Origin of the sequence: Bacillus sp. ISL-4, from assembly GCF_018613275.1 — a bacterium.
GTDB lineage: Bacteria > Bacillota > Bacilli > Bacillales > DSM-1321 > Peribacillus > Peribacillus simplex_E.
Genome location: NZ_JAGGQN010000003.1, coordinates 106,660 through 126,340 on the forward strand (window position 1 = coordinate 106,660; position 19,681 = coordinate 126,340).

Annotated in this window: 13 protein-coding genes and 1 riboswitch; of the genes, 2 read left to right on the forward strand and 11 right to left on the reverse strand. The window is 40.9% G+C overall.

Annotation, left to right across the window (positions count from 1 at the left end):
• Nucleotides 1-63 precede the first annotated feature (63 nt).
• The 8 genes from odhB to ku form a co-directional block, all read right to left on the reverse strand.
• Nucleotides 64-1,332, reverse strand: coding sequence for a 2-oxoglutarate dehydrogenase complex dihydrolipoyllysine-residue succinyltransferase (gene odhB / locus J7J00_RS02245; RefSeq protein ID WP_141993739.1), 1,269 nt, complete (start codon nucleotides 1,330-1,332; stop codon nucleotides 64-66).
• Between the two features lies 1 nt (nucleotide 1,333).
• Nucleotides 1,334-4,186, reverse strand: coding sequence for a 2-oxoglutarate dehydrogenase E1 component (locus J7J00_RS02250; protein ID WP_214787103.1), 2,853 nt, complete (start codon nucleotides 4,184-4,186; stop codon nucleotides 1,334-1,336).
• Nucleotides 4,187-4,564: 378 nt separating this feature from the next.
• Nucleotides 4,565-5,335 (reverse strand): dioxygenase family protein, encoded by a 771-nt coding sequence (locus J7J00_RS02255; protein ID WP_214787106.1) that lies wholly within the window; start codon nucleotides 5,333-5,335, stop codon nucleotides 4,565-4,567.
• A gap of 75 nt (nucleotides 5,336-5,410) precedes the next feature.
• Nucleotides 5,411-6,178, reverse strand: coding sequence for a polysaccharide deacetylase family protein (locus J7J00_RS02260; protein WP_214787108.1), 768 nt, complete (start codon nucleotides 6,176-6,178; stop codon nucleotides 5,411-5,413).
• A gap of 103 nt (nucleotides 6,179-6,281) precedes the next feature.
• Entirely contained in the window at nucleotides 6,282-9,731 is a 3,450-nt protein-coding gene (gene metH / locus J7J00_RS02265; RefSeq protein WP_214787110.1) for a methionine synthase, read from the reverse strand.
• A complete protein-coding gene (locus tag J7J00_RS02270; protein WP_098369377.1) occupies nucleotides 9,724-11,571 on the reverse strand; it encodes a bifunctional homocysteine S-methyltransferase/methylenetetrahydrofolate reductase in 1,848 nt (615 codons plus the stop codon). Before J7J00_RS02270 ends, metH begins: the two co-directional genes overlap by 8 nt.
• A gap of 104 nt (nucleotides 11,572-11,675) precedes the next feature.
• Nucleotides 11,676-11,774: riboswitch (SAM riboswitch) on the reverse strand.
• Between the two features lie 110 nt (nucleotides 11,775-11,884).
• Nucleotides 11,885-12,535, reverse strand: a complete 651-nt coding sequence (locus J7J00_RS02275; RefSeq protein WP_214787112.1) for an MOSC domain-containing protein — start codon at nucleotides 12,533-12,535, stop codon at nucleotides 11,885-11,887.
• A 506-nt stretch (nucleotides 12,536-13,041) separates the two neighbouring features.
• Nucleotides 13,042-13,884 carry a non-homologous end joining protein Ku gene (gene ku / locus J7J00_RS02280; protein WP_141994677.1) on the reverse strand — a complete coding sequence of 281 codons (843 nt, stop codon included), beginning with the start codon at nucleotides 13,882-13,884 and terminating at the stop codon, nucleotides 13,042-13,044.
• A 151-nt stretch (nucleotides 13,885-14,035) separates the two neighbouring features.
• Between ku and ligD the strand changes: the two genes are divergently transcribed.
• Nucleotides 14,036-15,880 carry a DNA ligase D gene (ligD, locus tag J7J00_RS02285; RefSeq protein WP_214787115.1) on the forward strand — a complete coding sequence of 615 codons (1,845 nt, stop codon included), beginning with the start codon at nucleotides 14,036-14,038 and terminating at the stop codon, nucleotides 15,878-15,880.
• Between the two features lie 209 nt (nucleotides 15,881-16,089).
• The gene (locus tag J7J00_RS27850) at nucleotides 16,090-16,218 is read left to right on the forward strand and encodes a hypothetical protein (RefSeq protein ID WP_286201144.1); all 129 of its coding nucleotides are present in this window, start codon (nucleotides 16,090-16,092) and stop codon (nucleotides 16,216-16,218) included.
• Between the two features lie 232 nt (nucleotides 16,219-16,450).
• On the opposite strand, the gene dapF is transcribed toward J7J00_RS27850, so the two are convergent.
• The 3 genes from dapF to J7J00_RS02300 form a co-directional block, all read right to left on the reverse strand.
• Nucleotides 16,451-17,437 carry a diaminopimelate epimerase gene (gene dapF / locus J7J00_RS02290; protein WP_214787117.1) on the reverse strand — a complete coding sequence of 329 codons (987 nt, stop codon included), beginning with the start codon at nucleotides 17,435-17,437 and terminating at the stop codon, nucleotides 16,451-16,453.
• A 183-nt stretch (nucleotides 17,438-17,620) separates the two neighbouring features.
• Nucleotides 17,621-18,922, reverse strand: coding sequence for an NCS2 family permease (locus J7J00_RS02295; protein ID WP_214787119.1), 1,302 nt, complete (start codon nucleotides 18,920-18,922; stop codon nucleotides 17,621-17,623).
• A 156-nt stretch (nucleotides 18,923-19,078) separates the two neighbouring features.
• Entirely contained in the window at nucleotides 19,079-19,651 is a 573-nt protein-coding gene (locus tag J7J00_RS02300; protein ID WP_192205134.1) for a beta-class carbonic anhydrase, read from the reverse strand.
• Between the last annotated feature and the right edge of the window lie 30 nt (nucleotides 19,652-19,681).

The following is a 19,681-nucleotide window of genomic DNA, read 5'->3' on the forward strand; positions in this document are numbered from 1 at the left end:
TTTCAGTTCTTCACACACAAAAAACCCCCATGTCATGATGACATGGGGGTTCGTATTATTTTATTAACCTTGAAGTAAAAGTTGTTCTGGATCTTCCAGCATATCTTTGATAGCCACTAAGAAACCAACAGCTTCTTTTCCGTCAACGATACGGTGATCATAAGATAATGCAAGGTACATCATTGGCCTGTTTTCGATTTGATCTCCAACAGCGATTGGACGAGTCTTGATTGTATGCATGCCCAAGATTCCAACTTGAGGGGCATTCAAAATTGGTGTAGATAATAGGGAACCGAAAGTCCCGCCGTTTGTGATAGTAAAAGTACCACCTGATAAATCTGAAAGTCCCAGTTTGTTGTTACGCGCTTTAACAGCTAAATCCGAAATGTTCTTCTCGATTTCAGCAAAGCTTTTGCGGTCAGCATCCCTTACTACCGGAACAACAAGTCCTTCATCAGTGGATACAGCTACACCGATATCATAAAAGTTCTTTTTCAGGATATGGTCGCCTTGGATTTCAGCATTCAATAACGGATATTTTTTCAATGCGCCAATGACCGCTTTAGTGAAGAATGACATGAAACCAAGTTTAACATCATTTGTTTTCACGAAAGAATCCTTATGGCGGCTACGCAATTCCATGACTGCAGAAAGATCGACTTCGTTAAAAGTAGTAAGCATGGCTGCTTCGGATTGTACTTGAACTAGACGTTTGGCAATGGTTTGACGACGGCGTGTCATCTTAACCACTTCAATGCGGTCATCATTCACTTCAACAGGAGCTGCTGCTTTTTTAGCTGCAGGAGCTTGTTTAGGAGCTGCCGCAGGTGCTGCAGGTGCATTACTTGCTGCTTCTACGTCTTGTACACGTACGCGACCTAGTGGGTCGGCTACAGGCACTTGAGTCAAGTCAATTCCTTTTTCGCGAGCCAATTTCCTTGCAGCTGGTGATGCAATAACTTGTTGAGTGGATGATGCTTCTTTCGCTTCCGCTTTAGGAGCCTCTTTAGCAGGAGCCGCTTGTTCAGCCTTAGCTGGTTCTGCTTTAGCTTCTTCAACCTTAGGAGCTTCCGCTTTTGGAGCTGCAGCAGCTGATCCATTTTCATCAACGATGGCGATAGCCTGTCCAACTTGGACAGTATCGCCTTCTTCTGCTAAATGTTCCGAAAGTGTACCAGTATAATCTGAAATGATTTCTACGTTCACTTTATCCGTTTCAAGTTCAAGGACATATTCTCCTTTTTCAACGTGATCACCGGGTTGTTTTAACCATTGCGCAATAGATCCTTCAGAAATCGATTCTGCTAATTCAGGTACTTTTACTTCAGCCATTTTATTTCTCCCCCTCATTATTGCGTGTAATTGCTTGAGTCATAATCCGTTGTTGTTCATTTTTATGGACAAGTGGATCTCCCTCAGCCGGGCTTGATCTGCGCTTCCTTCCTATATATGTTACTGAAAGATTGCCAGGAGCCGCTGCATTTAGGCGTGGTTCAACAAATGTCCAAGCACCCATGTTTTTAGGTTCTTCTTGAGCCCAGAAGATTTCTTTAAGATTTGTATATTTTTTCAGGGCTTCTTGGACTCCAGTGAATGGGAATGGATAAATTTCTTCGATACTGATGATTTGCAACCAATCTGTATTTTTTTCAGTTGCCGCTTTTTCACGAAGTTCAACCGCCAATTTACCTGATGCAAAAACAATGCGTTCAACCGATTTAGGTTTTTTGCCCAAAGCTTTGGTTTCTACGAATGATTCAAAAGAGCCTTCACTGAATTCTTCTGCTGTAGAAGCCATCACTTGATTACGAAGCATACTCTTCGGTGTCATGATGACAAGCGGGCGTACTTGCTCTTGATCCAAAATCTTAGCTTGTCTTCTAAGGATATGGAAGTATTGAGCTGCCGAGCTTAAGTTGGCAACTGTCCAGTTGTTTTCAGCCGCTAATTGAAGGAAACGCTCCAGGCGTGCACTTGAGTGCTCTGGTCCTTGTCCTTCATAACCGTGTGGAAGCAGCATGACAAGACCTGATTTTTGACCCCATTTTGCACGGCCTGCCGCGATGAATTGGTCAAAGATTACTTGTGCTGTATTAGCGAAGTCACCGAATTGTCCTTCCCATAATACAAGTGTCTCAGGTGCAAATACATTATAACCATATTCATAAGCCAGAACTGCCGTTTCAGTAAGCGGGCTGTTATGAACAGCGAATGATGCTTTGGCAGTTTCTAGTGTGTGAAGTGGTGAATATGTTTTTCCGGTAACACTATCATGTAACATGATATTACGTTGAGCGAATGTTCCACGCTCTGAATCTTGTCCTGTCAAACGGATTGGAGTGCCGTCACTCAATATGGATGCATATGCCAATGTCTCAGCATGAGCCCAATCAATTTTTCCGTCAGCACCAAAGGAATCCAAGCGACGTGATAAGATCTTTCCTAATTTTTTATTAGGAGTGAATCCTTCTGGCCACTTAACAAGTTCTTCGTTAATTGTAACTAGTTCTTGTTTCGGAACTGCCGTATCAATGGCTGGAAGTCCTTTTTCAATAATCCCAGGAGGATTACATTCTTTAGAAGCTTCCGGTTTATTTCCGGAAATTTTCGCATATGCATCTGCAAGCCTTGTATCTACTTGCTCAGCAATCGCTTTAACTTCAGCTTCAGTGAACTCGCCAGATTGAATCAGTTTTTTTCCATAAAGCTCTTTAACGGTTGAGTGCTTATGAATTAATGCATACATTTCAGGTTGAGTCACCAATGGCTCATCCATTTCGTTATGGCCGAAACGTCTGTAACCGATCAGGTCGATCAAGAAATCCTTTTTGTATTTTTCACGATATAGGTTAGCAAGGTTCACAGCAGCCATGCATGCTTCCGGATCATCTGCATTCACATGCACGATCGGCACTTCAAAGCCTTTGGCCAAATCACTAGCATATAAGGTTGAACGTGAATCTTCACTTTCCGTTGTAAAACCGATCATGTTATTCGCGATGATATGGATGGCGCCGCCAACTTGATAACCGCGTAAACGGCTTAAGTTAAACGTTTCAGGTACAATTCCTTCACCTGGGAATGCTGCATCACCATGAATCAGAATTGCAAGAGATTTGGAAATGTCTTGAACCGGGAATCCTTTTTCTGAACGGTCTTCTTGTGCCGCACGAGAATACCCTTCCACGATTGGACCAACTACTTCCAAGTGACTTGGGTTATTGGCAAGTGTTATCCTTGCTTTTTGTATATTTGCTTTAGTTATCTGTTTATCCAGACCTAAATGGTATTTAACATCACCAGTCCATCCATTGTTAATGCCTGTTGAACCTTCGGAAGGAACCAAATCTTTATTCGGTGAATGTTGGAATTCAGAGAAAATGACCTCATATGGCTTTCCTAATACATGTGCAAGCACATTCAAACGTCCTCGGTGAGCCATGGCAATATTCACATTCCCCGTTCCGTTTTGAACAGTTTGTGAAATCATTTCATCTAAAATCGGAACCAAAGCATCCAGTCCTTCAATAGAGAAACGTTTTTGCCCTACATATGTGCGGTGAAGGAATTTCTCGAAACCTTCGACTTCATTCAATCGTTTAAGTAATAGTTCTCTTTTCTCTTTAGTCACTTCCGGGAACATGTTTCCGGATTCGACCATATCAGTAAGCCATTGCTTTTCATCCAAGTCATTAACATGGTGAAATTCAAAGGCTATCGTTTTTGTATAGAGTTGTTTTAGGTATTGTACGGCTTCGTATCCGTCTTTCACGTCTTCAGGTGATTCCGGGCAAATAAAGTCAGCCGGTATTTTCCTTAAATCATCTGCAGTCAAGCCATATTTTTCAAAGTGAATTTGTTCAGTATCAAGAGCTTCTTCTTTTAAAGGATAAATATTTGCAGCAAGATGTCCGTATGCACGGATATTTTCAGCTAACTTTACTGCAGACATAATTTTCTTCATTGGAAGAACTTCTCCGGTTTGTACAGTTGGTGCAGTTCCAATCGTTGTTTCTACCGATACATCGAATGAAGGAGGACCTGCTACTTCAAAAAAGTTTTTCAGTTCCGGATCCACTTCTTCCGGGTTGGCTAGAAATAGATCGTATTGCTCCATGACATACCCAAGGTTTGGACCTGAAAAAGCTCTCCAGTGGTCTAATACCTTAGAATCATTGATGGTCATTTTGTAAACCCCCAAATTTTTCTCATAATTTTTTTCATTACGTTTTATCCATCCCCAAATTTCTTTCTTCTAAATTTTCCCCAAATATATGATATATATAAGATATATAATAAATAACTTTGGTCATTGAATAATAAAATTTTAAAGGATAAAACGTTTTCAGATGTTATATTAACATGTTTTTGTCGAAATATCCAAAGGTTAAACAACTTTATGCAACCTTTTTGAAACTATATTTCTGTTTAATTCGTCAAAATACGCTTTTAATTGACTTTTTTGCTCATTTAAGTCTTTTTTTCGCTAAAAAAAGATTTTTGTATTTTTGTATAATGATTATTTTTCAGGTAAATTTAACTAGTCTGAAAGCCCTTTCACACTTCAATCAAACTTCCAAGCTGTTAAACTTAGATTGCCATATTGAAAGCTCCTGTGCAGGAGAGCTGCCTTTTTTTTGTCATCCCCTGACCCCATTGCGATGACCAATGGAATGAAATGCTCTTTGGAAGGCACAGCCTCTGTACTATAAGGGGCGGTTTTTTCATATTCAAACAAGGATTGCAAATCCCAATTCAAGATTTTCTCTTCGACCCAGTTCTCAAACTCGATTGCCCATCCTTCTGCAACATGCATATCCTCCTGTATTTGGGTGAAATTATGGACAATTCCACCGCTCCCGATGATCAGGACATTACTTTCCTTTAATTCCCTCAATGTTTTCCCAATTTCATACTGCTTGTCCAATGGCAGCGCAGGACTAATAGACATAGATACGGTCGGGATGTCAGCTTCGGGATACATGATATGCAAAAGCCCCCATGATCCATGGTCCAGGGGGCGCCTTTCATCAAGTTCCCCCAATACACCTATCCTGGACAATAAGGTTAAAATTCGATCTGACAGCTCCAGGCATCCCCTAGCTGGATAAGTAATCTGAAATATTTCTTCAGGATACCCTGCAAAATCATAAATGACTTCATGCTTCCCTACTGCTGAAATCATTTGATCTTCACTTTCCCAATGTGCTGACAAAATAACGATGGCAGCAGGTTTCTTCATAGTTTGCATATACTCCTTCAAAAAAGAAGTGTAGCCATTCTTTTCCAAAGCTAAAAGCGGTGTTCCATGTGATAAAAACAATGATGGCATCATAGAAACGATAAATCCTTTCGCATTGTAATCTCAATACCCTATACCTTAATTTACTATAGATAAACATTGTGTTCATCAATTAAATTGCAATTTCGGGGTTGTCTCATCAATAGTATCAAAGGTATACCCTTCTTTTTTAAGAAATTCAATTATATCAGGCAATGCTTTCACAGTATTCTTCATACTATTGATATCATGCAATAAGATATTAACATGCTTTTGATTTTTCGTCCCTTTTTGTACGGCAGTAATGATTTGTTGTTCACTTATTGACGGACTGAAGCCATCTGTCGAGTCAATGGACCAATCAAAGTAAATATACCCTTTTTCCTTTAGTTGTTGAAGGATTCCATTGATGATGGGTTTCGTTGCAGCCTGATGCCTCAGACGATTATTCGAGCCGCCAGGAAGGCGAACAATACGGCTTTTTATCCCATACTCCTTTTGCAGCATGGTTTCAAGCCTATTCAAATCTTGAAAGAAACTCTCAGTCGATCGATAAACGATGGAATAATCATGTGTATAAGAATGAAGGGCTATCGCGTGACCGCGGGAAACCATTTCCTGATAACTTTCCTTTGCATATGGTTCTTCATTCCCTTTTACGAAAAATGTGGCCTTAACATTAAAGCGGTCCAAAATATCCAATATCTTCATGGTATTCAAAGATGGTCCGTCATCGAAAGTCAAATAAGCGATTTTCTGATTTTCCTTACTTTTTAGAAGCGGTGTTATCTCTTCAGGAACCATTGCATGTACTTGAATGTTCTGGACATCCACAACCAACAAAATAATAATGAAAGAACCCGCCATGGAAAGAAATAATTTCAGGATATTCTTCATAGGTGTTGCATCCCCTTCCTTTTGACCATTAAGATGTACCAATTAAGGGGATTCATGCGCAATAAGGCAGCGGTAAAAAATACCGCTGCCTTTATTAAATGAGTTATCGATCAACATTAAAGTAGCGGGCTTCAGGATGTGCAAAAACAATGGCTGACACGGAAGCCTCTGGTTCCATCATGAATCCTTCAGTCAATTCCACGCCAATATCCTGAGGTTGTAACAGGCGGAATAGCTTCTCCTGGTCTTCCAGATTAGGACAAGCAGGATAACCAAATGAGAACCTTTGCCCGGTGTACTTAGCGGCAAACCGCTCTTTCATGGACATTTCAATTGGATCGCTGATACCTAAATCATCCCGCATTAATTGATGAATTCTTTCCGCGAAACCTTCAGCTGTTTCGAGAGCAAGTGATTGAAGGGCGTGATTTTTCAAGAAATCACCTTCAAGCTTTAGTTTTTCTGCCCATTTTCTGATCCCTTTTCCGGCAGTGACCAGGAAGAAACCAACATAATCCATTTGCCCGGAGGAGATTGGTTTCGCGAAGTCCGCTAAACAAAGATGCGGATTCGTATCTTGCCGGGGGAAGTCGAAAGTTTCCAAAACCTCGTTATGATTGTCCGGGTTGTAAACGAATAGCTTATCTCCTTCGCTTTGAGCAGGGAAAAATTGATAAACTGCATGCAATCCATAATCCGGTTCCGTCTTTAGGAATTCAATCAATTCATCAACGAGATCATTGAGCTGCACTGCTTTTTCATTCCCTTGCTTAAGCAATTCGGAAACTTTACCTTTTAACCCCAAATGATGTCCAATCAGCATTTGCCTATTAATATACGGCTGGATGACATCCAGTGGATAGTTTTTCAGGACGTGACGCTTGATGTCACGCGGTTTTTGAACAGGAGCATCGCTTAAAGGCGCAGCTGCGGACTGCTTCCGAACAGGTTTTTCCATCGTGGCAGCAATGGCGGCATTCGCTTTCGCTCTTTCTCGTTTCTCGACTAACTCTTCCAAGTACACCACTTTTTTGTCAGAGTCATGTAAAATATTCGTTACAGCCAAACCATCCATCGCATCTTTGGAATATAAAACCGGTCCTTCATATTCAGGTGATATTTTAAAATCGGTGAATTTACGGGATAATGCTGCCCCTCCCACTAAAATTGGGGTATCTATTCCCGCTTGCCTTAAATCCTGTGCTGTTAAAACCATTTGCTGTGCAGATTTGACGAGTAACCCAGATAGGCCAATGATGGTAGGCTCATGTTTTCGAACTTCTTCTATGATTTGTTGCGGTGCGACCTTTATTCCCAAATCAATGACTTCATAGCCATTATTGGATAGGATGATATCCACTAGGTTTTTCCCGATATCATGCACATCTCCCTTGACAGTCGCCAAAAGGATTTTCCCTTTCTTGGCACTATCTTCAGAGTTTTCCATTAGTGGTTCAAGGTGAGATACAGCCGCCTTCATCGCTTCAGCACTCTGAAGCACCTCTGCGACAATAAGTTGGTTGTCATTAAATAACCGACCCACTTCACTCATTCCATCCATCAATGGTCCATTGATGATTTCCAACGGGCTGTCACCGCGTTCAATTGCTTTATTTAAATCATCAATCAATCCTTCTTTCGTACCTTCGATAATATAGTTACCTAATCGTTCGTCCAATGGCAGGATCACACCATTATCCTTCTTCTCCGCTTTTTTCCCACGATAAAACTCGGTAAAGATCGCTAAAGTTTCTGTAGATGTTTCAAAAAGGAGTGCCTCAGCCAATTTCACTTCGTCTTCCGGTATCAGAGCGAAACGTTCAAGCTTTTCCGTATTCACGATAGCATAATCGAGACCAGCTTTTGTACAATGGTAGAGGAAAACGGCATTTAGAATTTCCCTTCCACGTGCTGGGAGACCGAATGAAACATTCGATATGCCAAGTATCGTTAAGCATTCCGGAAACTTTTCTTTGATTGCCTTAATTCCCTTCACCGTTTCTAAAGCAGAACCGATATATTGTTCATCACCCGTACCTACAGGAAATACCAGTGGATCAAAAATAATGTCACTTTTGTTAAGTCCATACTTATTTACGAGCAAATCCACAGAACGTGTAGCCACTTCCAATTTGCGCTCAGCATCGACGGCCATCCCAATTTCATCAATGGTTCCTACGACAACGGCAGCACCATATTGATGGACGAATGGCACTATTTTTTCAAAGCGCTCTTCACCATCTTCAAGGTTAATGGAATTAATGATGGATTTTCCTTGTGAATGTTTTAATGCTTGTTCAAGTACGGCTTCATCTGTAGTGTCGATGACCAATGGGACTTTCACTTTTTTGACGACCTCTTCTACGAACTCCTTCATATCACCAAGCTCATCCCCATCAGGATCAGCAAGACAGATATCAATGACATGGGCGCCTTTTTTTACCTGGGCACGTGCAATTTCGGCAGCTGGCTCGTAATGCTTTCCACGAATCAGCTCCTTGAATTTTCGAGACCCGATAACATTCGTTCTCTCACCTACGAATAAAGGACGCATTGAATCATCATAAATGAGTGGCTCTATGCCCGATACGGCATGCCCATGGGCTGATTCGGTAATTGTACGGGGCTGAATGCCTTCAAGGACACTAACAAGTTCTTTAATATGCTCTGGCGTAGTACCACAACAACCGCCAATGATATTGACCCATCCCTTTTCGGCAAATTGCTTCATTTTCTCTGCAAGGGAAGTCGGTGACTCATGATAGTGACCCTCTTCATCCGGGAGCCCGGCATTCGGGTAACAACTGATTGCGCTATTGGATATATCTGCAAGTGTCCTGATATGGTCTATCATGAATTCCGGCCCTGTTGCACAATTCAGGCCGACAGCCACGGGCTTCATATGTTCAACCGATAAATAGAAAGCTTCTATCGACTGGCCAGCAAGTGTCGTCCCCATCGGTTCGATCGTACCTGATATGATGACAGGCACATCTTTTCCTGATTTAGCGAAGGCTGCTTTTATTCCAGAAAAGGCTGCCTTGACATTAAGCATATCCTGACAGGTTTCCACCAATAACAAGTCTACCCCGCCATCCAAAAGACCGAGTGCCTGTTCTTCATAAGAATCGGTTAAAATATCAAAAGTCGTTCCACCTGTTACGGATAGCGTTTTTGTAGTTGGACCCATCGAGCCAGCTACATACCTTGGCCATTCATCATTGGAATACTTTTCACAAGCTTTAACGGCAAGCTCAGCTGATATCTTATTAAGCTTGTAGGCTATAGTGCTTATTTGGTATTCCTCAAGAACGATGCTGGTCGCTCCGAAGGTATTTGTTTCAATGATATCTGCACCCGCTGCCAAATATTTTTCATGGATGGATTGAATGATTTCCGGTTGCGTCAGTGATAAATATTCATTGCAGCCCTCGAATTGTTCCCCGCCAAAATCCTCGACTGTCAAATTCTCCGCTTGAAGCATGGTTCCCATCGCCCCGTCAAGAAGGAGAATCTTAGAATTTAACTGATCTTGAATCGCTTTTTTATTCATGTACTGCCACCTCTGATGTATGTTTACTGTCGACTTTTCTAATATATTTCGTAAGTTCCGCCGTCATTTCATAGCGAAGGAACGGAGTGATTAAATATATGCCCTTGAATTTTTCCCTTGCCGCGTCCACTAGCTCTCGTGCAATATTCACACCTTCAATCCTTGACTTTACAGGGTCATCCCCCGCTAACGCCATGGCCCTTCTAACATTATCAGGCAATTTGATGCCTGGGATCTCATTATGGATGAATTCGGCGTTCCGGGTGCTTGTCAAGGGCATGATACCGATGAAAATCGGGGTTTCTAAATGTTTTGTGGCTTCATATACTTCTTCGATCTGCTCCACGGAATAGATTGGCTGTGTCAAGAAGGATTGGGCACCGCAGGCAATCTTCTTTTCCATTCTCAGTACGGCTTTATCCAGATATTTCACATTGGGATTAAACGCTGCCGCAATTTTGAAATTTGCCCGTTGGCCCAAACTTTGACCGGAATAGGAAAGACCTTCATTAAATTGTTTGACCATACTTATTAGGTCAAAGGAAGATAAATCATAAACCGAAGTGGCCCCCGGGAAGTCCCCAATTTTTGAAGGGTCTCCGGTGATGATCAATATTTCGTTCAACCCCACTGTCTGCAGACCCATTAAATGTGACTGCAGGCCAATCAAATTTCGATCACGGCATGTTATATGCACCATCGGCTCTATATTCAATTGGTTCTTCAGTAAATTAGCCAGTGCATCATTCGATATCCTTGGTGAGGCAAGCGAATTATCCGCTAATGTAATGGAATCGACCCCTGCTTTTTTCAAAACCTCGGCACCAGTCATGAAGCTCTCTATACCTAATTTTTTCGGTGGATCAAGTTCAACTAGAATCGTCCTTTCTGTTTTGGCCTTTTCGAACAGTGGACGTTCCAATTCTCTATCATTCACTTCAATTATTTCTATTTCACGGGATTTCGTAAATTTCTCTTTCACAGGAGCCAAACTTCCAATCGCATTCTTTACAGCTTGAATATGCAGCGGAGTCGTTCCACAGCACCCTCCTATGATCGCGGCACCCTGCTCACGAAGTTCTAGGGCACTTGAACCGAAATATTCCGGCACAGCTTTATAGACGAGCCTTCCATCCACATAATCCGGGAGGCTGGCATTTGGGTATATGGCAATTGATGCTTGCTTTGGCAAACTCACTTCCTCCAAGGCCCGAATCATATGATGTGGACCGAGACGGCAATTCACCCCAACAACATCGGCACCCAATTGCTCGAGTTTTTGAAAGGCTTCATTTAAATGGATTCCATTTTGAAGATTTCCCAGTTCATGCATCGAAACATTTGCGATGATCGGCAGTCCAGTTTCATTTTTAACGATTTGCAGGACGGTTTCCAGTTCTTCCAGGTCATAAAATGTTTCCAAGAGAATCCCATCAGGGTTTTCCATCAAAAGACTGTATAGCTGTTCACGAAAACCCCGTTTTATCTCTTCAATACTTAAATCCGATTTCCTGATGCTCCGCTGTGCCCCTATGGTACCGAAGACATATGCCTTTCCTTTTGCCGCTTTTTTAGCAAGAATGACTCCCTGGCGATTGATTCTGCTTACTTCATCTTCAAGTCCATACCGTTTCAATTTGTTGAAATTGGCTCCATATGTATTCGATTGAAGGATATCTGCACCAGCTTCCAGATAGGCACGGTGGATGGACTCTATTTGATCTGGGTTCGTGCAGTTTAATTCCTCATAACATTGATCGATGCCATTTGAATACAATAAGGTCCCCATTGCCCCTTCCCCAACCAGTATTCTTTCTTTCACGTCTTTACGAAAATTCATCATTACACCCTCTCTCAAAAACAATCCTGTTTTTGTCGTATTCTATGAGTATGAGAGAAAAGGAAAAAAAACCTTCTCAAAGAAGAAGGTTTTTTGAAACATTCTCCTCATCTATCAAGCTCTGCTTGCTGGATTTAGCACCTTTGCCTAAGCTGGTTGCTGAGGTTTCTTCGGGCCAGTCCCTCCACCTCTCTCGATAAGATCCATTATATAATTTTCACAAGATTTCAAAATTTGATTATATTTAATTTACATTAATAATCTGTCAATTTCAATACCTGATCGACATTTTTTTCACTTTTGCAAAAATCATTCAATCTTTTGCAACTTGAACCCTCTTCAAGATCCTTTGTTTCCAGTCTTCCGCTAACGAGTCTAGTGTAAGTAAAGCCTTTGCGCCTTCCAGCCCATCTCGTTTATGAAGAATTACCTCTGCTGCATAATGAACTGAAATTTTTTCTTGCACACGATCTATTAGCACAATCTCGTTTTGTTTAGTTATCGTTCCTTCTTGAAGTACTCTTGCAAAATAACCAGTGAAACTCGTTTTCAGCACGAGTTCCAAAAACTTAGGTTCTTGATTGAAGTGGGAAATGGTCGAACAAGGTATCCTCCCTTGGTTAATTTGAACAATCACTTCTCCTATTTGATAGATATCGCCGATATACGTTGATTCTTCCCTCATCCCCTCTATGGTTAAATTTTCACCGAATGCAGGGATTTCCAACTTTTTAGAGAATTTTTCATTCCATAATGAATAATGCTCAAAGGGGTAAAAGCACAAAGCGCGATCAGGACCTCCATGGAACTTTACATTACCTACCCCATCACCAATTATACCTGATTTAGTCACTGTCACATTATCCATTGCTAGTTTATCCATTGCTGAAAAGATATCGATATTCGAAAAAATTTCATGCTTTGGCTTCCCGGCATGAAGTGCTTTGATTTTTCCATTTTGCATTTTGCATCTTCCATTCATATTTAATTTATATCATCCTGTATGTATAAATTATACTAAAAATCCATTTTATTCTGTAGTTTTTTATAAGAATATGCAATGCAAAAGCCTCATGAACCGTTAGATGGGCGAAATATCATTAATTTCCAGAAAAATTCATAGGTTAGTTTCAGTAATTTTGTTGCTATTTCAGAATTAAATATGGTAGAATATGAACACAATATATAGTCGAAAACTACAACCGTTCGCCTATATGTTGATTTTCACGATTGAATTCCTCATTGTCGCTCTTTAGGGAGCGAATTTTTTTGCCTTCATTTCCACCCATCATTTTCTTTTAACTCCATTCTGTTCCTTACATCGTGATCCACTTACATATTTATACTATCTTTACCTATGTAAATCTCCCCCTGTTCATTCACTTTCATTACCTTATTAGAAGGCAAATCCCCTTGCTAAAACAAACAGAAAGCCGAGCGACATCATGCGTCTTCCGCTCAGCTTCCTGTTTAAGCTTGTTTCTTTTTTTTCGGTGCCACTTTCTTTCTGGTCGTCTTTTTCATTTCTGGTTCATCATGTTTCGTTCGGTCAATGGATGCCTGTAACGCCTCCATTAAATCGGTTACATTGTTGGAAACTGGTTCTTTTGTTTTGGCTGTAATCGTCGTCTGTCCAGCTTTCTTTGATTCAATCAATTCAAGTAACGCGGTTCGATAGTCATCGGTGTATTTTGTCGGGTCGAAGGTAGTCGTTAATTGATCTATCAATAATACGGCAGTATCGATTTCTTTTTTTACAATGGTATCATTGGCAGGGATATTCGGAACATCTGCTGTGGAGCGGACTTCATCCGGATAATGAATCGTTTCCATCACCAAGGTATTATCAACGACTCGGATTACCGCCATTTGTTCTTTAGAGCGAATGATGATTTTCGCTAACCCTACCTTATTCGATTCCTTGAGGGCCTGCCTCAAAAGGGAATAAGCTTTTATCCCTCCGTCATTAGGGGACATGTAATAACTCCGGTTAAAATAAATAGGATCTATTTCTTCAATTTTAACGAAATCCACGATTTCCACGGCTTTTTCTTCGTTTTGTTTTTTCAGTTGTTCTAGTTCATTGTCTTCCAATACAACAAACTTTCCCTTTGTATACTCAAAAGCGCGGACTATATCATCCTTCCCCACTTCTTTCTGGCATACCGGACAAACCTTTTCGTATTTAATCGGCGAATGACATTCCTTATGCAACGTCCTCAAAGAAATATCCTTATCCTCCGTTGCGGCATGAAGTTTAATCGGAATGTTCACCAAACCGAATGATATGCTCCCCTTCCACATCGTATGCATATTCGTCACCTCATAACTTATTTTTAAAGAGAAGAACAATTTTATTATTCCCCTTTGTTCAAAAAAAAACGAAAAAACAATTGCCAACTCTAACACTTCGTTTTTTTGGCAAAATAATGTTAATCAATTATTTGCGGAGGTAAATACAAAAATGAAACCGATGCTGCCAACCTATTACCCCGAAGCCCCCAACTCCAAGGATTGGCGTTATGAAGTCAAATATGACGGCTTTAGGGCTATTTTAACGATAGACTCCGATACCATAAGCATTTCAAGTCGGAACGAAAAGGAATTATCACCACAATTCCCGGAAATCATTGCATACATCAAAGATCTGGAACTGGAAGAATATCTCCCGCTTCAGTTAGATGGAGAATTGGTCTGGCTTACCAATCAGGCGAAAGCCGACTTTTTTCAAATACAGTGGCGAGGACGCCTTGGAAAACAATCCTTAATTTCAGAAAAAGCCCGTTTTTCCCCATGCCGGTTTATAGCGTTTGACCTGCTTAGCATCAGCGGAAAAAACGTAGCGGCTAAACCTATGGAAGAAAGAAGGAAATTGATGTTGAATATGGGGGCAAATCTTGGCTTTCCTATGCCTCCTGATCCCAACGATAAGGCTTTGATACAATTAATAGAGAGTTTTGACGTTTTGGATAATGCCTTGAATAAGGTCGCCCTATTAGATGGCGAAGGAGTTGTCGCCAAGGAAATTCGGGGTACTTGGCAAGAAGGAAAACGTACTACCTCTTGGATTAAGGTGAAAAATTGGAAGACCGTTTCTTGTTTCATTACAGCATTGCACAAAGAAAATGGTTACGTTTCCCTCGCAGTTTTCAAAGAAGGTGCCGTAACGAAAATCGGAAGTGTTAAAAACGGACTGAGTGCTCAAGATAAAAGGATATTGCATGAACTGATCAAGCAAAATGCATCAGGCGAAGACGCACAATTTTTTTATATCCATCCATCCATTTGCATCGAAGTTCAATTCTTACACGTGTATGAGGTAAATGAATTGCGTGAACCTCAGTTTTCGCAATGGCTTTTACAAACGGCTCCCGAAGAATGTACCTGGGAGAAATTCGTGCTAGGTCAATACACATTTCCAGATACTGTACAAATAACTTCCAGGGATAAACCGCTTTGGATAACAGGAGATGAACAGGTGGTAAAAGTTGAATACCTTCACTATTTACGGGAGGTTTCAGCTTTCTTCTTACCCTTCTTGAAGGATAAACTGCTTACGACGATCCGCTATCCTCATGGCACCTTGGATAAAGAAAGATTTTTCCAGAAAAACAAACCTGATTATGCGCCGTCCTTTATTAAAACATTCATTGATGACGATATCGAGTATATGCTATGTAACGATATTGAAACGCTTCTTTGGTTTGGCAATCAACTTGCATTGGAATTCCATGCGCCATTTCAGAAAGCGGGTAAAACACGACCCGACGAAATCGTCCTGGACTTGGATCCTCCTTCCATCGAATTTTTCTCCCTAGCGAAAAAGGCCGCACAGGAAATAAAAAAGGTGATGGAATCATTAAGGATAAAAGCTTTTGTAAAAACTTCAGGTAACAAAGGACTGCAAATTCACATCCCACTGCCTGAAGACAGATTTACTTATCAGGAGACACGCATTTTCACCGACTTTCTCGGTGACTACTTAACAAGTTCCAACCCAAATGATTTTACAACGGAAAGAATGAAAATTAATCGACATAATCGACTATACTTGGACTTTGTGCAGCATAGTGAAGGAAAAACCATCATCCTTCCTTATTCCCCGCGAGGAAATTCTTTCGCTGGTGTGGCTACACCTTTGTTTTGGGAGGAAGTGGACGAAAGTCTCCAGTTAAAGGACTTTACGATTGAAACCATACCAAACAGAATAAAAAGGGAAGGGTGTGCATTTATGGATTACAGACTCGTCGATAATGGACCAGCCTTTTTGGAAGTATTGTCGTTCCTAAAACAAAAAAAGACCAACTAAAGAAGATAAAGTTAGACACTTCATTTATTAAAGCAGCCCTTTAGGGTATGAACCCGGAAAGGGCATGCACTTTGATTTGTTGTTGATCAAAGTAGTGAATATATCTCATAATTTTCAGTTGACATGAATCAAAAAACACTAGATCGGCACGCTCGCTTACGATTGATCGTGAATTTCGTGCGTTTACTCGTGAATTTGGACTTTTACTCGTGAGTTTGGCATTTTTACTCGTGAATTTCAGGCGTTTACTCGTAAGTTTCGCGCTTTTACTCGTGAATTTCAGGCGTTTACTCGTGAGTTTGGCACTTTTACTCGTGAATTTGGACTTTTACTCGTGAATTTGGACTTTTACTCGTGAGTTTGGCACCTTTACTCGTGAGTTTCAGGCGTTTACTCGTAAGTTTCGCACTTTTACTCGTGAGTTTCGCAATCTCGTGAGTTTTCGACTTGTTAAGGTTCATTGAATACCTTGCACAATCTCTAACTTTTAACCAAATTGAAAAAGGGGTTCGGAATTAAAACATTCCGAACCCCTTTTTAATTTAGACTAACACCTAGTCGGTACTTTCCTTATAATGTAGTTTTCAAATAACTTTGAACTTCATCCTGCAACTTAGCATATAAGCTTGTTTCCGCTTCAAAGTCCTGTTTTTCCAGGATTTTAAATTTTTCCGGGTGGTTTAAGTCTAGGTCAATCGAAACCTTGAATTCATAGGTTGCGTTCCCGATTAAATCAATTGAATACTTTTGGCTTTCTTCATCATGGTGGACCACACATTTAACTTTTCCGCCGTTATTGTAGACAGATATTTCACTTTCCAACGTGTTTAAACCAACAGAGCATGTTACTAGGCTTGAAGCCGACATCGCCGTTCCACATGCATTAGTAAAGCCTACTCCCCGTTCGAATGTCCGCACATAAATGCTCTCTGGTTCCAGCTCTTTCACAAAACTGACATTGACACCATCAGGGAAAAGCTCATTCGGTTGATTGACCTTTGTTGAAAGTTCATTCTGCAAATCACTTTGTAAAACCTCACTATCGACGAGCGTGATCAAATGTGGATTAGGAACCGCCAATGCCGAAAATAATAAGGTATCATGAAGTTCCGGCAATAATTCGTTTTGCAATTGTTCTTTAGCCAATACAAGAGGTAGATCCTTCACATTAAAACTTACCGGGGAAATTTCCACCTTGAAAGTCGGAATTCCCTCATAAATATCTTCCGTTTTTTCCACGAGTAGATTTGCCTTCATGGTTTCCACGATCATTTTATCGAGCCCTAGAACGTCGTTCGCGTATCGTGCAACACAGCGAAGTCCATTGCCGCACATCGAGGCTTCCGATCCATCCGCATTAAAGACACGCATTCGGCAATCAGCATGTTCACTTTTCATTACGAACAAAATACCATCCGCTCCAAGCCTCTCCCTATCGCATAGGGCCTTCGCGAAATTTTCCCGCTCTTCTTCAGTAAACGTTAGGGTCGTAGTCAATTCATCAATGATTAAGAAATCATTTCCTGAACCATGGCTTTTTAAACCTTCAATAATCATCCTGTCACATCCTCTAATATGCTGCTTGTCATTTATCATTTTTTTAATATTCTATATCATAGCATTTTCAAGATGGATGTGTCATCGCGTAAATCACTATACATCCATTTTTTTCGACGAAAAAACCAATAAGAAGAGCGGTTGGAATAAGAATTAACTCATTCCAACCGCTCTTCTGAATTATTAACCGATCATACCAATGATGAAATAGACGATAAACATTCCGGCACTCACATACATCGGGGCTGACACTTCTCTCGCTTTTCCGGTTACCAGCTTCAAGAACGGGTACAGGATGAAACCGAATGCCATTCCATCGGCAATACTGTAAGTGAAAGGAATGATCGTAATGATCATGATTGCAGGTATGCTCTCGGTTAAATCGCTGAAATCCAGCTCTTTTATATTTCCGAGCATCAAAATGCCAATGATAATTAAGATGGGGGCAATGGCGCTATCAGGGATTACTTTAATCACCGGTATAAATAGAAGTGATAGAATGAATAGCACGCCCGTCACCACTGAAGTAAAACCAGTTCTGCCTCCTGATGCGATTCCAGCTGCCGTTTCAACTGTAGCAACGGTAGGACTCGAACCGAATATGCCTGAAAGCAGAACGGACACACTTGTCGCCTGCAGCGACTTTTTATAGGCATCCTGGCGGTTTATGCTATCTACATGCCCGTGTACAAGACCAATATTTTCAAAAACAAGAACCATCGTCATTGCAAATACACTTATCCAGAATTCAATCCGGTTCGCTTCCAAGAACGATAATGAAAAGAAGAGATCGCCGTAGGAAGCTGTGTCAATGCCTGAAAAATGGATTTTTGACAGTTGAACCGTCCCGAACAAATAAGCAATGAGACTGCCTGCCAGAATGGTAATCATGAAATTACCGGGGACATTCTTGATGAACAGAGTGATTGCCAGTAAAAAGGTCAACACCGTTGCACACACCGCTGGATCGCTTAAATCTCCCAGTGCGACGATAGATGATGAACCTCTCGTGATTATCCCGCCCTTCTCGAGACCGATTAGCATCAAGAATAAGCCAAGACCGACAGAGATGGCTTCTTTTATCGACCTTGGAATCGAATCACTGATTAACTTAGAGTATTTTGTAAAAGCGATGACTACAAAAATAACCCCTGAGATAAACACAGCACCCAATGCCGATTGCCAAGATAGACCCATTCCTTGAACCATGGTATAAGCAAATAGGGCATTTACGCCCATTCCTGGAACGAGGAGGATTGGGACATTCGCCCAAAGTCCTATCATGACACAGCTTAAAGCAGATAAAAGAATCGTCGCAATCATTGCACCATTAATCGGAATGCCCGCTTCCGATAAAATCAGGGAATTCACGATGAGAATATAGACTATTGTAAAATAGCCGACCACTCCAGCAAGGATTTCACGTTTTCCATTCGTTCCATAGTCGGAAAAATGAAAAAACGTTTCCAAGTTTAATTTCTTCATGTTGTATCCTTATTAAATTTGTCCCTCGCCCACCCGTTTGTATTAGTGACAAACTACACTTGGCGATTTTAACAAAAAAAAGGATAAAAATAAATAGTATTGATCAAAATTTGAAAAAAACTGTCGGAAATAATCCCGACAGCCTCGTTGAATATATTATTTTTGTCCTTCCGCATACCCATCGACTACCAATTCCAGCTTCCCTGTATCAGGTGAAATGATAAGACCATGTACAGGAATATTTTTAGGGATCAAAGGGTGCCCTTTAATCACTTCCACACTTTTCTTACAACTTTCATAAACATCATCAAATCCGCGAAGCCAACTGCGAATATCTATACCCGAAGCTCCAAGGGTATCGATGGTGCTCTGTGGAATATCACGTTCGAGCATCTTCCCTACTACAGAATCAGCATCTACTGATGCCATCCCGCAATCATGGTGAGGAATGACCAATACTTCATCTGCCTTTAGCTCATAAACGGCAACAAGGATACTCCGCATGACACTTCCGAATGGATGGGAGACGATTGCCCCGGCAGTCTTCAGGATTTTGACATCGCCATTTTTGACATTCAAGGATTTTGGCAATAGTTCAACGAGTCTAGTGTCCATACAGCTTATGATGACCATACGTTTCTCAGGGAACTTATCCGTTCTATACTTGACATATTCACCTTTTTCTACAAACTGTTCATTAAAATCAAGAATCTCATTAAGTAAACTCATACTCATATTTACCACCTTTTAATTAAGTAT

Excerpts from the sequence above, each read along its gene's own strand:
- J7J00_RS02300 (WP_192205134.1), bottom strand. The coding sequence starts at position 19,651 with ATGAGTTTACTTAATGAGATTCTTGATTTTAATGAACAGTTTGTAGAA.
- metH (WP_214787110.1), bottom strand. The coding sequence starts at position 9,731 with ATGAATAAAAAAGCGATTCAAGATCAGTTAAATTCTAAGATTCTCCTT.
- odhB (WP_141993739.1), bottom strand. The coding sequence starts at position 1,332 with ATGGCTGAAGTAAAAGTACCTGAATTAGCAGAATCGATTTCTGAAGGA.
- dapF (WP_214787117.1), bottom strand. The coding sequence starts at position 17,437 with ATGATTATTGAAGGTTTAAAAAGCCATGGTTCAGGAAATGATTTCTTA.
- ligD (WP_214787115.1), top strand. The coding sequence starts at position 14,036 with ATGAAACCGATGCTGCCAACCTATTACCCCGAAGCCCCCAACTCCAAG.
- J7J00_RS02270 (WP_098369377.1), bottom strand. The coding sequence starts at position 11,571 with ATGAATTTTCGTAAAGACGTGAAAGAAAGAATACTGGTTGGGGAAGGG.
- J7J00_RS02250 (WP_214787103.1), bottom strand. The coding sequence starts at position 4,186 with ATGACCATCAATGATTCTAAGGTATTAGACCACTGGAGAGCTTTTTCA.
- J7J00_RS02255 (WP_214787106.1), bottom strand. The coding sequence starts at position 5,335 with ATGATGCCATCATTGTTTTTATCACATGGAACACCGCTTTTAGCTTTG.
- J7J00_RS02275 (WP_214787112.1), bottom strand. The coding sequence starts at position 12,535 with ATGCAAAATGGAAAAATCAAAGCACTTCATGCCGGGAAGCCAAAGCAT.
- ku (WP_141994677.1), bottom strand. The coding sequence starts at position 13,884 with ATGCATACGATGTGGAAGGGGAGCATATCATTCGGTTTGGTGAACATT.
- J7J00_RS02260 (WP_214787108.1), bottom strand. The coding sequence starts at position 6,178 with ATGAAGAATATCCTGAAATTATTTCTTTCCATGGCGGGTTCTTTCATT.
- J7J00_RS02295 (WP_214787119.1), bottom strand. The coding sequence starts at position 18,922 with ATGAAGAAATTAAACTTGGAAACGTTTTTTCATTTTTCCGACTATGGA.